This window comes from Sphingobium sp. KKT206 (assembly GCF_055640555.1).
Genome location: NZ_CM145764.1, coordinates 655,833 through 671,129, shown reverse-complemented (window position 1 = coordinate 671,129; position 15,297 = coordinate 655,833). Strand labels below are relative to the sequence as shown.

The following is a 15,297-nucleotide window of genomic DNA, read 5'->3' as shown; positions in this document are numbered from 1 at the left end:
GAACGCCACGGTCTTTTTCGACCAATCTACCAGCCAAGCCTGCCGCCTATTCAACTGGGCGTATCTCGTCGACGTCGAATTCGCGGAGGCCGATCTCACCGCTACCATTAAGCATGTCGCTCGCCAACGAGCGTTTCCGTTCGAGAAGCTCGTCCAGCTTCACGTCGAACGTCTTGAAGTCTCCTGCAGACACGGTGGGATAGTAGACGAACACATCCTTTGTCTGGCCCATGCGGTATGCCCGGTCGGTCGCCTGATCCTCCTTCGCGGGATTCCAGGTCCGGGTAAAATGGATAACGTGGTTGGCCGCCTGCATGTTAACGCCGAAGCCCACGGCTACAGGTGACAGCACGATGACACTGAAACCCGGCTGCTCCTGGAAGGACCGTATCATCTTCTGCCGGTTGTCGACGGCGCTCGCCAGAGCTGTCGTGTCGCCGTTGATGATCTTGACGGGGACGCCGAACGTCTCCTGTACGTAATGTTTGATCAGGCGCTGGATCGCCTTGAATTCGCAGAAGATGATCGCCTTCTCTTCTCGATCGCGGATCCCCTCAAGAATCTCGATCAGCCAATCGAGCTTCGGCGATCGTGCCCGATACTTGTCGACCGGATCATAGGTGCTGCCGGCGCTCTCATCCGGGTCCGAACACAATAGCCTTAGCTTGTGGAGGAGTGCCAGATGGCTCCCCGGCGCCGCCCCCGCCCGCCTGAACACCTCAATGGCGCCAACGTAGAGGCCGCGCTGAAACGGGCTCATATCGAGATTTCGGCTGGACTCGTCCACGACCTTCGCCTTCAGGTCGGTCGCAATATCTGCCTTCATGCGTCGGAGCAGCTGGGGCGTGATGACGCCCCGAAGCTCCTCGACCTTGGCCCTGTCGTCCTCGCTCTTCGCTTCAATCGGCCGACGGTATGTCGCACCGAACTCGCTCAGCGCGCCGAGCAGGCCAGGTTGCACGAAGTCGAACAGGCACCACAGATCGACCAGACTGTTCTCGACCGGCGTCCCGGTGCAGGCGATACGGAACTTTGCCTGCTGCTTCTTGGCAGCCCGGGTCATCGCCGCGTTCGGGTTCTTCATCTTCTGCGCCTCGTCGCAGACCATCACCGACCACTTCTCGCGCGCGAACGAGAACTCGAGATCGCGGAGCGTCTCATAGGTCGTGAGGACGAGGTCGGCATCGCCGCGCCAGTCCGGGCGAAGGAACCGCACCAGGCCCTCTCGGCGGAGCTGCTCATCGACCGAGGCCCGATCGACGCGCAGACCATCGAGGCCCTCGCCATAGGCCGTCAGGATCTTCAGTGTCCCGCGCTCCAGGAATTTCTCCGCCTCCTCCTTCCAATTCTCGAGAAGAGAGAGAGGCGCCACCACAAGTGCCGGTGGGGTTTCGGGGTCTTCTTCTCTAGCCCGGGCTACCAGGCTGAGTATCTGAAGCGTCTTCCCAAGACCCATGTCATCGGCCAGCAGGGCGCCCCTACACTTGTCGGGTGCCAGCGCCAGAAGGTGCTGCATCCAAGCCAGCCCTTCAAGCTGGTGGTTCTTCAGCGCGACGCCGGGACGGAGACTGGATGGAAGCCTGGCTGGAGCGGGCTTCTCTGCGAGCGCGGCAATCCGCTCCTCCCTGTAATCAACCTGTCCTATGTTGCTCTTGAGGATCAGCGTAGGTCTCTTGCTGCGGCGCGTAGGAGCTTCCGGCTTGAATGTCCCCTTCGCAGCCTGGTTCTTCACCTGTCCGAAGGTGGATACAATGGCCTCGGCCTCACGGACCGGGATGGGCGTCGGGCACCCTGTCAAAGGAACCGACGATGCTCCGGTTGCCTTTGCGCTCTCCAGCCCCTCACGCATCTCTGCCGACAGTTCGTCTGTCAGCGGTAGGATGCAGGGTTGGTCGGTTTCCGGATCGGTCCATCCGATCATCGGAACCAGGTTCTCGGGGAACCAGCCCTCCCCGTCGTCGCGCTTGGCGATGTGTGGGGAGTAGAAGGACTTCTCCTGGCCGATGCCCTCGACACGCTCCGAGTAGCCTGAGAGGTCGTAGACCTGCCCATGCGTGATGACGCCGTCTTCACGACGGCCGAGCGCCCGACGAAGGGCTTCGCAATGCAGCCTGCTGTCGCCGTCGAGCTCGAACTCATATTCGTCCCAGGCGAATAGCTGAAGGCCGCGATCAAGGTTTCGCTCGACGCCTTCGACGAACTCGATCACGTCGCCTTCCTCGAGCATAACCTCGCGCGTCTCGATCGCCTTGTCTGCCCCACTCGTGACGAGCAGACCCAAGGCACCCTCACCATGGGTCTCCGGCGTCACGGCGGCAAACCGCTCGAACATGATGCCCGCCTTCTGCTTGGCCTCCTCGAACTGATGCTCGTCGATGACTGCGGCCGCGTCTGGTCCGAGCGCCGCGATCGGGTTAAGGAGAAAAGCCTCGGCACGCTCGCCAGCAACGCGACGACCAGGCATGCGCTTGACCTCGCGCAGAACAGTCCCGACCTCGGGCGAGATCATCACCTGAATTATTCCGTCCGGCGTAGGCAGGTCGTATCGATCACGCACCTGCCCCGACCTGTCGAACGCTTCGAGCCAGTCGGCAGGCGCGCCCTCGAACCACGGCTCGACCTCTACCAGCCCCAGTCCTTCCGAACGACGAAGCGCCATCTGCAATCGGTCCGGGGTTAGCACCACCGTCCGGTAGAGGAAGTCATCAAGCGATGCCCCGGCCGCAACCGCCAACTGACGGATCCCTCCCCAGGCGCGACGCTGATCGGCTTCGTTGCGCTCTTCGTCTGGCCGACGGGCGAACCACCGAATGTGTTTCAGCAAACTCCACACTCTAGGAGAAACAAGCTGAAGGCCGCCGTCTGCTTCGAGCGCACCGCCCTTCAGCTTGGCGCCGGATATCGGTCGGCGGTCAACATCGAACCAGCCATCCACTGCGACCGAGAAGTCGCGGTCCGTCAGCGAGTTTTGGCTCACGATCTTCGGAACCGCTCTGGTGGGCGGTGGAAGATGCAGTATCTCAAGCTCGCCTGCGGCTTCCTCGTCTTCAAGGAGCACGAATAGCTGCGCCCACTGTAAGCGATGACCACCATCGACCCGCTCTGCGAGCCCCTCGTCGGCCAACTGGTCGAGGAGTGCAGCTGCGGCCTTCGACTCCGGCGTCAGCTCACCGCCAATGGGCAGGAGTATGCCCCCGTCCTCGACGACGGGCGATGGCGCGGCCACCTGAGCGACTTTCGGCTTGGCCTTCTTCCTGCCCCAGATCATGAGCGAAGATACCAGGCGCCACGGCGCTCTGCCCACGCGAAGTTCCTACGGGTGAGTTCGCTTGCCGCGGGACCCGAACGCGGTGCGTAGGCCCAGAGCGAACCTCCCTTTTCGCGTGAATCGGCAGTCCTGATGCCGTGCTTGACGAGGAAGGCGAAGAGCTCAGCATCGCTGCCGACGCTTGAAGCTGTCGATGATAATCTAGAAGACATTGCACTGGGCTGTGGAGGGGCGGAAGGACGTGCGCCGTAAGACGGCGAAACGTGACCAGCCTGTGGGCCACCTCTTGCGGATGAGAGGGAAGCGATGAGACGGTCGGCCTTACGCTCCCACCGCTCACCGGCTCCATCCTTGTGGATGATGCGCGCGACATTGCTCGGGTGCTTCAGCGCCGTCTTGTTGCCGGCCACCTGCAACTTCGACAGGTCGAATGGCAGCTTCGCCGCGTCGAAGGCGAACATCGCATTGCCCTCCTCTCCAAACTCCACATAGACGTGGCCCGCGATGCGCATGATAAAGGCGTTGTTGCTTGATGCGCCCCCGCTCGCAAGGGTCAGCTTGCGCCCCTTCATCATCTGCCGGAGTGCCTTGAAGCTCGGGCGCGGATCGCGATCGGCGGCGTCGCCAAGCGCGAAGTGCATGTCGCTGATCTGATCGACGTAGCGCTTCCAGAAGTTGATGCGCCGCTGGTCGTTGATCCCGTCGGCAGAGAGCAGGTTGAAAAAGTCCTCGATCAGCCGGAGCTTGTGCCAGGAGGACACCATTCTCCTCGTATTCGGACGGACCAACGTCCAGAGCGTATCGCTCCGCTCAAGCCACGGATTGCCCCACCGGCTGACAGACGTCTCGCAGAGCGCCAGATCAACGTTGATCGACGCGCATTCGGAATAGCGGTCAAGCACCCGGGAGAGCCCCTGATCAGCAAGCACATCATGCTCCTCAATCAATCCGATGACGCGCGGGAGAACATCACGAAACTTCCGGTCATCGAACCTCACCGCGGCTTCGATCTGCGCCTCGAATATTCGCTGTCCGATCCATGACGTATCGCCGGCGGAAAGATCGCGGCGAAGGACCTCGAGAGGATCACCCTCCCCGGTCAGCAGTTCGGCGCCATATCGGGTGCAGGGGTCTTCGGTCAGCAGATTGGCGTGGTCGTCGATCGCGGCGAGCCAATCCGGTGCCTGCCCGGAGCGCTCGAGCTGCGGCAGGTTGTCGTTCAGATACTCCCTAAGGACCCGCCAATTTCGGTCACCAGCGCCACGAGCGCTACCGGGGTCGTAATTCACGTAGCCATCCAAGAGTCCGCGCCAGCATCGCCTGTAGGGCCGAGGCATCGTTCGGAAGGAGTCGATCTCGCTGAGGAGCGGATCGAACCGTTCACCGTCCTCGATTAGGGCAGGCTGGCCCACCGATCGTAGACGGGTGCCCCAGCTCACAAGACGTGCAGACCGAACATCATGGAGCTTCCCCGTCTCGCGGAACCTCACAAGCTCCGTCTGGATGCGATCGTTCGAAGCACCGGCACCCGCCCCCGTTCCGCTGAGCATCGCCTGGAGCGACTGCACATGCCCCCTCAGAACCCGGAGATCCGGTTCCGGCATATCTCGTAACACCGCAGCGCCGACGTCGGTCAGCCGCTGCTGCAGCTTCGTCATCCTCGGGCTCAGAGGGCGCATGTGCCAAACTCGCCTTCAAACGCATTAGCTGGCGCGGCCACAGGCTCATCAACTCCGAAGAATTCGAGGCGGAGCTCGATGCGCCGACTAGCATCCAGCGATGCCTTCGCAGAGTTCGAGGAATAGCCGCCGACGAGAAAGAGCCTGCGTATCTCCTCCAGCTCACGCCGATCCATGGGCCGCTCCCCTGCCTGCGGCCGGGACATTAGGGCGCAAAGAACCCGCTGGCTGCGCTGGAGGCTGAGGTTCAGGTTGTAGAGATAGCTACCCCTGCGATCCGTGAACCCTTCGACAACGATCCGCTTCAGCCATCGTTGCCCACCCTTGTCCCGGGCGATAGCAAGCACCTCGGGAACGAAGGACCGAAGGAGCTGCTCCTGTTCCGGACTGAGCGCGTTGCTTGCCGAGTCAAAGCGGGCGCGGTCGCCGAAGTCGATGACGGCGCGGTTCCGATCGACACGGATACCCTGCTTCTTCGCAGCCTGGTCGATGCGGTCCAGCAGCTTGACGATCTCCGCCTGCCTCTCGGCTTCAAGCTGCTCGCGCTCCGAGATGGTGCGGGTGACCGCTAGGAGCGCTACGCTCATCACGAGCAGAAAGAGCACCATCAGGGCGGTCATGAGATCGGCAAACGAGATCCAGAAGGGCTTCTCGCCCTCCTCGCGACCCCGATGCCCCATGGTCACACGCTGGAACATTCAGATCACGCCGCCTGCCGGCCGGAGGATGGAAGAGACGCCTCCAGCTCCTGGATCGCCTCCTTGAGCATGCCAGTGGCACGCGAAAGCTGGGTGTGAAACTCGCGGTTCGCCTCGACGACGACACCGCGCATGCCCTCCGAGAATTTCTCGTGCGACTGGCCGATGACATCGGCAACCTCGTCGAGGAAGCCGTCCGCCTCGGTTTGCGCTGCGACGAGCTTCTGCGTGGCGCCCTCGATTCGACCGAGGACATCCGCCGTGAGGCTTGCCTCACGGGACGCATTCTCGACAGTTGCGCGCAGATCCTGAACCATGGTGGCAACGGCGTCCCGCGCCGAGCGGTAATCTGCCACAACAGAATCGAGCCCCCTCGCTGCTCCGGCAACGCTGCCAGCCGCTTCGGAAAGGCCCGTTGTGACGTTCGCAATCCGGTCGAAGCCCCCAACGACTTCGCGACCCGAGTTCTCGAGCTTGTTCGCGGCGGCAAGAAGCGTGTCGGCCCCGCCGTTGAGCCGGACGAATGCATCTCGCGTCGCGGTCTGGACGCCCACCGTCATCTCCCGGATCGCCTCCACAAGGCTATCCACATTGGACGAGATCGTGCCGACGGATTCACGCATCTGCCCGACATGGCCAGCCGCCGCCTCGGCACGCCTGCCGTCCTCTTCCGCCTGCAGCCTCGAGCGGTCCGCAGCCTGCCTCTCGATCGCCGAGATCGCCTGTGCCATGCCTTCGCCAAGGGCAGTCAGCATGCCCTGAACGCGGGTCTGGGTAGCTTCCTGCATCTCGCCCGTCGACGATCGGATCTCTTCGATCACGGTGCGGAGCTCCTCCGACATCGCTGCCTGCTTTGCCTCCACCGCCTGGACGACCTCAAGGAGCTTTGTCGACATCGCGTCGGAAGCCCGCGTTCCGGCCGCTTCCACGTTGTCGGTCAGGTCCTGCAGCTTAGAGACCGCCGTCTGCATCGCTTCGATAGTGCGCTGCTGCATGTCGCCGATGCCGGACAGCTGGGTGCCGAACATGTTCTCGAGGCGGTCGCTAAAGCTGGCGAGCACGTCGGTCAGGAGCTTCGTCACTGCGGAGGACTGATCCTGGCTGACTTGGCCGACCGCGCCGGCGATCTGGTCCAATGGCCCCTTGAGTGCCTCGGTCAGGGCACCCGCGATGGTGGTCCCGAGCTCGTTGGAACGCTGGACGGTCGCGTTGATCTGTCGGTCCGCGAGTTCGGTGAGGATTTCTCTTAGGTCGGCAACAAGTGCGTCTTTCAGGATCTTGGTCTGACTGGCCGCGTCCTCCGAGGAGTTGACCAGCCGGGCAAGATACTCCTCGCCCGCGCCTGCCTCGTAGGTCGCATCAATCTCGTGGGCGAGCTGCGTCACCTTGCGGTAGAGGCTATTCAGCCGGAACTTCTCGAGGCCGGTAGTGAACATCGCGAGGATGATCGCGAAGGCCGAGACGATGAAGGCCTCGCTGACTCCATGCAGCAGGGCGGTCAGGCTGTTCCGGACCACACCGGAGTCATCCGAGATCTGAAAGGAGCTCAAGCCGGTTAGTAGACCGGTGAAGGTCCCGATGATGCCGATGCCGGTGAAAATGCCGGGAAGATGCTTGAAGAACTCAGCGTGGACGCGGTTGTCCACGACGGCGTGTGGCGAGAGGAACATCTCCGCGGGCACCGTCGAGCGGATGGCGCGCACAACCATCTCGCCAGTCTGGACGTCCAGATCCTTCTGGACATGGAGCGTCTCGCGATACTCGTTGAAGATGGCCGCGATCGCACGGTCTGGCTCGAAGCACTTGGAAAGGTCGTTCAGGCCCTTTGCTCGCGCAGCCTCCACGTTCGCGATGATCAGCTTGAGGTTGGCGTCGAGCCGATTCGCGGGAATGAAGAAATACCGGAAAAATGCGATCGCCAGAGCAACGAGAATCACAGACACAAGCACCGGTATCACCGGAATTCCGAACAACGTCATTTCGCTCATTCCCCCAACCGCCGAGAAACTCCCATGATTCCCACGCACGGGCGGCTCGACGCGTCATGCTGCTATATCTGCATTTATTATTCTACGGCTAACATCGACTGATTCAGATCAGCTTGCCACTTTTTGGGAAGCGTAAGCCTCTGGCAATCCGCACGACTTTGCGACAGTATACCTGGATTGGGGGGAAGAGTGATGGCCCAGTCAGAAGGTTGGCTCTCTAGAGTCGGGCGCCGATTCGGCGAGATGATGTCTGGCGTCCCGGCCTCTGACACCGATGCGCCGACTTCGACTCCGCATCCACGAGCGACCGCCCTCACCCTAGCGGCTGCGCCCACCCCGCCGACGAATTTCGATAGGGCGCCACCAGGCATCAGCCTGAGCGCCAACGGCCGATACCTATTCGGTGGATATTCGTTCTCGACGCTCGAGCAGGCATCCGACTACGCCAAACGGATGACCAAGCCGGCAGCGCCGACGGTTGCCATTGCTCCCGCTCGACCTTCACAGCCAGCCCCTTTGACATCTAAGGGACAACGCGCTCCCGCCTGCTGGGTCGACAAGGCGACATCAGTCATGGTGGGGACGCGGAACGTCGCCGTCGACATGGTCTACTATGGCACTCCTGGCCGGCATGACCCCGCCCGTGACAAGAGCCGGATCGATCCCACGCTTCCGATCGATCCCCGAGGAGATCGCTCGGGCGACACCCTCACATACTGGCAGAGCTACGACCGGCTCGACCCGCGTGCGCGCTGGACCTACCTCGACTGGCTGGAAGCTGGCCGAACGGATCCCACCGTTCCAATCGGCTACGTCTTCGTATTCTTCTACGGCCTGGAGCAGCGCCTGCTGGTAGATGAAGCCAAGGAGGAGGCCCATGCGATCTTCGAGGAAGTCCGGCGTCTCCTCGCGATACATGGAGAGGACTACTCGTTCGCCGCCTATGCCTCGAAGCTGTTGGCACTCTCCTGCCTTTACGGCGAGGTAAGCGACGATCCGATCACTTCCGCTCCGCCACACAACTACGAAATGGAGCTGCCACTCAACGTGCGCGTGCGGCTGGGCACCCGCATCGAACGCAATGAGCCCTTCGACGCGGACGACTGCCTGCTTTGGGTGCTCTCGCTCCCTGACGTATATCTCCGCACGCCGGGACAACGGTGCTTCGCCGAGCTCCTCGAACTCTGGCGCGTGCGGTTCGCCGTCCGCAACACGGAAGGCCTTCGGGTCCGGCGGCCCAAGGCCAAGATCCGGTCCCAGTATAATTCGGCCAGCAGCACCTTCTCCACCCCGGTCGCAATGGACCTTCCTGACATTTCTGGGACGCAGGCACCGCTTGCAGGCCTCCGCACGATACTTGACGGCTGCATCGAGGATCTCTCGACCTACAGCCGACTCCTGGGTCGCGATCCGACGTCGCGTGGAACGCTGCGCGGCGACCTCCTGCTACCGCTTGAACTGCGGCGGGGGCGGTTGTCCTTCGCCGAATGTCGGAGCGCTCTCGACCTTTCCACAGTCAGTGGTCTCGCGGCAGTTGTCGATGTGGCTCGCGTGCTTGGTCTAGAGCTGGAAACCGGCGCCGAGAAGCTCCCGGCGGCAACCGTCCGACAAATCGGCGTCGCCCTCGATGCACTCGATCTCGGGTTCGAGCCGGATCGTCGCTACGGTCCGGCTGCCGCTCTGAGGACAGACGGGCGCATCGCTCTGTTCCCAGCAAGTCTTGGCGGGGCGGTCGATCCCGACCGTGGACCGTATGCAGCTGCCCGCGGAATGGTCGAGGTCGCCATGCTGGCCGCAATATCCGACGGGACAGTCACCTCATCGGAGATGGACGCAATCGAGCGCCGGCTCCGCTCGACACCCGAACTCACGGACGATGAGATCACCCGGCTCCTCGCTTGCGGGCGCGCGCTTGCGGCGGATCCGCCAAAGGTCCGCGCAGCGCTGAAGAAGCTGGCGGACGTCGCGCCGGAGAGCCGGGCGGCGCTTGCAGCCTCGGCGGTCGAGGCGGTGCTGGCGGACGGTCGTGTCCTGCCGGACGAGGTAAGATTTCTCGAGGCCCTCCACGCCGCCCTCGGACTTCCCGCAAGCGCGCTCTATTCGGCGCTGCATCGTAGCGGCGAGGATGTCGGACCGGTCGAAGTGGTATCGGCCATCGACGAGCGAACAGTGCCACTGCCAGATGAACCGAAGCGATCTGGCCTGTCCATCGACATCGCGCGGCTCGAGAGGATCAGGGGCGAGACGACGCAGGTGTCCGCCATGCTCGCGTCCATCTTCGTCGAGGACGAACCCGAACCGGCCCCCGCTCCGCCGCCCAAGGAAAAGGCCACCGCATCCACCTTCGATGGCTTGGATGGCCCGCATTCCGACCTTCTCGTTCGTCTCCTTTCCGGACCCATGGCTAGAATCGACTTCGACGCGCTCGCGACTGAGCTGCGCCTGATGCCGGACGGAGCCATCGAGACTCTCAACGAATGGGGCTTCGACACCCTCGGCGAGCCCATAGTCGAGGACGACGACGACGTGCGCGTCTCCTCCGAAGTCATTGATCAAATTGAACCAATGGGAGTTGCCGCTTGAGCACAATCCGACGCAAGGATCGGGACCTCATCATTCAGGCTCTCTCCGCCGGCGTTGTGCCGCGGATAGGCCTCCAGCACATCCAAGTGGGACGCTCACAGGAGGTCGGCGCGCTCGTGCGCGACATCGACCGTATCGCGGACGCCGGATCGGCGGTGCGCTTCGTCATCGGCGATTACGGGGCTGGCAAGACCTTCTTCCTTAACCTCGTGCGCCTCATCGCGCTCGAACGAAAATGCGTGACGATCCATGCTGACTTGGCTCCGGATCGCAGGCTGCACGCTACCGGAGGGCAGGCTCGCGGCCTCTACGCCGAGGCCGTCCGAAACATGGCCACGCGCACCAAGCCGGAGGGCGGCGCGCTTCCCAGCATCGTTGAACGCTTTGTGACGGAATGCGTCCGCGAAGCCGAGGACGGCGGATCGCCTGTCGAGCGCGTCATCGACCGGCGCCTCACACCTCTGCTGGAAATGCTCGGCGGGCACGACTTTTCGACAGTGCTCAAGACCTACTGGCGCGCTCACGAGGATGGGGACGACAGCCTGAAGGCGGCCTCGATTCGCTGGCTCAGAGCGGAATACCCGACCAAGACAGAAGCGCGGCAGGCCCTTCCCGTCCGCAGCATCATCGACGACGCTGACGTCTACGACACCTTCAAACTGCTCTCCGCATTCGTCCGTGTAGCCGGGTATTCTGGACTGCTCGTGGTGTTCGACGAGATGGTCAACCTCTACAAGCTCCAGAGCTCCCAGGCGCGAAACCAGAACTACGAGCAGCTTCTCAGGATGCTCAACGACGTCCTGCAGGGCAATGTCGAAGGGCTCGGCTTCGTGTTCGGGGGAACGCCAGAATTTCTGCTCGACAGCCGACGCGGCCTCTACAGCTACAAGGCGCTCCAGTCGCGTCTGGAGGAGAACAGCTTCGCAACCGAGGGGCGGATCGACCTCAGCGGCCCAGTGATACGGCTGCAGAGCCTCTCGCCCGAAGATCTCCTCGTGCTTCTAGGGAACATCAGGTCGGTTTTCGCACTCGGAGACGCGTCGGCCTTTATCGTGCCCGACGAGGCTAAGACCGCGTTCATGGAGCATTGCAACAAGCGGATCGGCGAAGCCTACTTCCGCACACCCCGAAACACGATCAAGGCGTTCGTCCAGTTCCTATCGGTCCTTGAGCAGAACCCCGACACGCACTGGCACGAACTGATCGGCGCGGTATCGCCTGACAGGGAGGAGCCCGAGGAGCCAGAGGCGGACGACGAACTTGTCGATCTCCGCATCTGACCTCCCTTCTTATGATCGGCTCCATCCTCAAATCCGCCGCTGGGTTCGCGACGAGGGATGGACCGGCCTGCGTGAGATACAGGACACCGCGATCCGCTCGATCCTGGGGTCAGATAGCGACGTGATCATCATGGCGGGCACGGCGTCGGGCAAAACCGAGGCCGCGTTCCTGCCGCTGCTAACCGAAGCAGCCGAGATGACGGGGGATGGCCTTCGCCTCCTTTACATCAGTCCCCTCAAGGCTCTCATCAACGACCAGTTTCGGCGCTTGGAACCGCTGTGCGATCGTCTGGGCCTGCCGATTACCCGTTGGCATGGGGACGCGCCGCAGGGACCGAAGACGCGGCTGCTCAAAACGCCAGCCGGCGTAGCCCTGATTACGCCTGAATCTATCGAGGCGCTTCTCCTCCGTCGCCCCGCTGATGCCGGGAAGCTGTTTCGTGGCGTGCATGGGATCGTCGTCGATGAGCTCCATGCATTTCTGCAAGGACCGCGCGGGCTGCACCTGGCGTCCCTTCTCCGTCGCCTCGACAGGATAGCGTCCGGCCGCCCGCGACGAGTAGGGCTCTCCGCCACGCTTGGCGATGCCGACGCCGCCTGTCGATGGATGAACGCGGCAAACCCACTGAGCGTCGATGTGCTTCGCGCGCCGCAAACCGGTCCGGGTGTCAGGCTGCAGATTCGCGGCTATGAGGAGCCGCCCGAGGGAACAGCGATCGATGAGATCGCAGATAATGGTGCGAGCGATGCGCTCAGCCAGATTGCCGACCATATCTTCTCAAACCTGCGCGGATCGAACAATCTCGCGTTCGCTGCATCACGCCGCACGGTCGAGGCCCTTGCCGACCGTCTGCGCGAGCGGTCGGAGCGCGACAACGTGCCGAAGGAGTTTTTTCCCCATCACGGCAGTCTTTCAAAAGAGCTGCGCGAGACGCTTGAGACGCGCCTCAAGGCCGGCGACCAGCCAACCACCGCCGTAGCGACGACGACGCTCGAGCTCGGCATAGATCTTGGCAGTGTCCAGTCGGTCGCACAGGTGGGGGCGCCCAGATCGCTTTCAAGTCTGAAGCAGCGTCTTGGCCGGAGCGGTCGCCGCGGAACCCCGGCAGTGCTTCGGATCTATGTCCGCGAGGATCATCTCGATCCGGATTCTGATCCTCTGGACAAGTTGCGGCTGGAAACGGTGAGGGCTGTCGCCTGCGTCCGGCTCCTGCAGGCAAACTGGGTCGAGCCATCAACTGAGGACTCCTCGCTCGCTACGGTGGCGCTGCATCAGACCCTGTCACTCATTGCATCGCAGGGCGGGGTCCGAGCAGCCGCTGCGCACAAGCTCCTGTTCGGCCAGGACAGCTACCTAGCTTTCGCGCCTGCGGATTACGCCGACCTCCTGCGAGGAGCCGGCCCCCAGGGCTCCGACCTTCTCGAGCAATCGCCAGACGGGATCCTTATGCTTGGGAAGACCGGAGAGGAATTGGTCCAAGCGCGAGACTTCTATGCGGTCTTCAAAACTGACGAGGAATGGCGCCTAATTTCAAGCGGTCGGACACTCGGAACCGTTCCGCTCACCAATGTCCTCGGAATAGGATCGCTGGTCGGCTTCGCAGGGCGGAGGTGGCGGGTGGAAGTGGTCGACGACCGCGCCAAGGTGCTCGACGTCGTTCCCCATCGATCCGGCAAGCTGCCCCGTTTCGACCGACCCGCGAACGAGCAGCTGCATGACCGCGTCACTGCGACGATGTTGGAGGTGCTGTCCGAGCACGAGGTCCCGGCATACCTCGACGCGACCGGAAAGGAGTTCCTTCTGCAGGGGCGGGTTGCATTCCGCGAACTCGGCCTTGATCGGCGCGCACTCCTTCCAGCGGCGCGCGACACCCATGTCATCACCTGGCGCGGTACGGCTGTAAATTCGGTGCTGTCGATCGTTCTCATGAGCGCAGGCATCGAGGTCGCTGTCCACGACGTCGGCGTGACCGCAGTGGACGTCACACCTGAGCAACTGGCTTCAGTTCTACGTCAAGCGGGCGATTGCCCACCTATGGAGGATCTATCGGACTTCGTCGCGGGCCTCCGAACAGCGAAGCTCGACGACTTCGTCGATGAAGCGCTCCTGCGGCGGCTATGGGCGACCCGGAACGCAAGATATCGTGATGACGTCACCCATGTTCTGAAGAATCTCAGATCAGCGACAACTCGTCTCGAACACTGAATGCTGACCCTGCCTGCAACAAGCGGCTTTTAGCCGGCATAGGGAATACCGAAAAGATGTTTGGCGCCCGCAATATCGGCGGCAGAGGTCATCATCACCTCCATCATGAACGTCCGCATTCCTCGGATCGCTATCCGAAACCGGACTGTCGCGAATGTCCCACTTTTGGACGCTGCGGCCTTGCCACACATCCGTCACGTCACGTCAGTTTGAGAAAATCGCTTACCTAACCACACCTGCCGTGCGCTGAAGCTCTGAAATCCGTTCAGAGCATATCTGATTCACGACTTTGCTGAGCTCTTGGACGCGCTCAGCGAGCCATTCCAGTTCCTCCGTGGTGACCGCATAATGCTTGGAGTACCGCGCTTTCACATAAGCATCGCGCAGTTTCGTGAACAGTGCCCGTGACCGACGATCATTCCGAGGCCACACATCAACAAGCCTTGCATCCAGCGTATCAGCAATCGACCTTAGAAAAGCGATGTTATGGCGGTGGGGGGTGTAATAGGTCAGCACTAAAAGAACGCAGTGATACATCCGCTCCGCTGCTTGGTGCAGATCGAAAACCGCGATTTTAGGCGCGCCATCGGCGTGGGCATGCTGATATTGGCGAAAGAACTGAGCCGCCGTCGGAAACCACTCATCAAAATATTCCTGCGCCATATCCAGCGCATCGCCCGGCTCCTTCGGTTTGGGCCGATGTAGTTCCGTTTCACTCGACTGATAGAGCGCAATCCCGTCGCGGGCGATATCCATGAAGAAAAAACGCCCCTGAGCCAACGCATCGTTCACCTCTTTGAGGCTGTGCACTATGAAATTGGCCGGCGTCCGCAATACCTTGGTGATCTGGGTCTCCCGGATCAATCGCTCCTCGGCATTGTGCCATAGATCAAGATCGGTCAGGCCCTGCTGGTTCACGATGATAAGCAGATCATAATCCGATACATAGCCTTTGGCCGTATGCGGCTCATCGACCCAGTCGCCCCGCGCATGCGACCCAAAAAGGATGACCTTGAGGATCCGACCCGCTTTGCGCTTTCCCTCCGCCATGACGATCGTATCCGCAAATTCCTCGAAGATAAACCGGACGATTCGCGCAAGTTCGCGCTGCTTTGCCTGCGGGAGATGGGAGAGATCTGTCTTCATAAGTCCCCGTCATCTATGACGCCGCGCGCGCGGCCGTTCAAGAACGGATCGAGCGGCCTCGCATTCTTAGTACAGCAAGCGGTGGAGGCATCGCAGCGCCTCGCTCAGCTGCAGTTCGACCTCCTCCAAGCGCAAGCCTAGCCGCCGTGCCACGTTTTTGAGCGCCAAGCCTTCGACGCGATGCAACATGTAGACCTCGCGAGCCATGACCGGCAGTAAGGCCAAGGCATCCTCGACCTGCTCCGTCGTCGGGCTTTCGCGAGCAGGACCTACCAGAAGCCACGCGCTTATCCAAAATCCTTGGGAATTGGCGCGGACCATCGGTCCATCGTCTAGCCGAACGTCGGGCGTCTCCTGCCAGTGGGATGGCAGCCCAACCGCGCGTTCAACCGAAACATCCACGATTTCCGCTGCTTTGAGCAACTCGTCGATTCGGGCAACCATGTCCC

The 15,297-nt window shown here is 62.1% G+C and carries 9 protein-coding genes; 3 read left to right on the top strand and 6 right to left on the bottom strand.

Annotated elements, in window-relative coordinates; translation table 11 throughout:
- Nucleotides 1-46 precede the first annotated feature (46 nt).
- From ACZ2HM_RS03225 to zorA, 4 genes are read right to left on the bottom strand one after another with little or no spacing between them, the layout of a single operon-like run.
- Nucleotides 47-3,304, bottom strand: coding sequence for a DEAD/DEAH box helicase (locus ACZ2HM_RS03225; RefSeq protein ID WP_470426237.1), 3,258 nt, complete (start codon nucleotides 3,302-3,304; stop codon nucleotides 47-49).
- Nucleotides 3,265-4,926 carry an EH signature domain-containing protein gene (locus tag ACZ2HM_RS03220; protein ID WP_470426236.1) on the bottom strand — a complete coding sequence of 554 codons (1,662 nt, stop codon included), beginning with the start codon at nucleotides 4,924-4,926 and terminating at the stop codon, nucleotides 3,265-3,267. The genes ACZ2HM_RS03225 and ACZ2HM_RS03220 overlap by 40 nt, the downstream gene beginning before the upstream one ends.
- A gap of 8 nt (nucleotides 4,927-4,934) precedes the next feature.
- Nucleotides 4,935-5,645 (bottom strand): OmpA/MotB family protein, encoded by a 711-nt coding sequence (locus ACZ2HM_RS03215; RefSeq protein WP_470426235.1) that lies wholly within the window; start codon nucleotides 5,643-5,645, stop codon nucleotides 4,935-4,937.
- Between the two features lie 5 nt (nucleotides 5,646-5,650).
- A complete protein-coding gene (gene zorA, locus ACZ2HM_RS03210; protein ID WP_470426234.1) occupies nucleotides 5,651-7,633 on the bottom strand; it encodes an anti-phage ZorAB system protein ZorA in 1,983 nt (660 codons plus the stop codon).
- A 573-nt stretch (nucleotides 7,634-8,206) separates the two neighbouring features.
- Here zorA and ACZ2HM_RS03205 point away from each other — a divergent pair.
- The 3 genes from ACZ2HM_RS03205 to ACZ2HM_RS03195 are packed head-to-tail and all read left to right on the top strand — an operon-like array spanning nucleotide 8,207 to nucleotide 13,702.
- On the top strand, nucleotides 8,207-10,216 hold the full coding sequence (locus ACZ2HM_RS03205) for a tellurite resistance TerB family protein (RefSeq protein ID WP_470426233.1): 2,010 nt from the start codon (nucleotides 8,207-8,209) through the stop codon (nucleotides 10,214-10,216).
- Entirely contained in the window at nucleotides 10,213-11,496 is a 1,284-nt protein-coding gene (locus ACZ2HM_RS03200; RefSeq protein WP_470426232.1) for an ATP-binding protein, read from the top strand. The genes ACZ2HM_RS03205 and ACZ2HM_RS03200 overlap by 4 nt, the downstream gene beginning before the upstream one ends.
- Nucleotides 11,477-13,702, top strand: a complete 2,226-nt coding sequence (locus ACZ2HM_RS03195) for a DEAD/DEAH box helicase (RefSeq protein WP_470426231.1) — start codon at nucleotides 11,477-11,479, stop codon at nucleotides 13,700-13,702. Before ACZ2HM_RS03200 ends, ACZ2HM_RS03195 begins: the two co-directional genes overlap by 20 nt.
- Before the next feature lie 222 nt (nucleotides 13,703-13,924).
- Here the strand turns inward: ACZ2HM_RS03195 and ACZ2HM_RS03190 are convergent, their stop codons facing one another.
- Nucleotides 13,925-14,848 (bottom strand): HEPN domain-containing protein, encoded by a 924-nt coding sequence (locus ACZ2HM_RS03190; protein WP_470426230.1) that lies wholly within the window; start codon nucleotides 14,846-14,848, stop codon nucleotides 13,925-13,927.
- Nucleotides 14,849-14,914: 66 nt separating this feature from the next.
- Nucleotides 14,915-15,292: an RNA polymerase sigma factor gene (locus ACZ2HM_RS03185; protein WP_470426229.1), complete on the bottom strand. Its 378-nt coding sequence runs from the start codon at nucleotides 15,290-15,292 to the stop codon at nucleotides 14,915-14,917.
- Nucleotides 15,293-15,297: the final 5 nt, after the last annotated feature.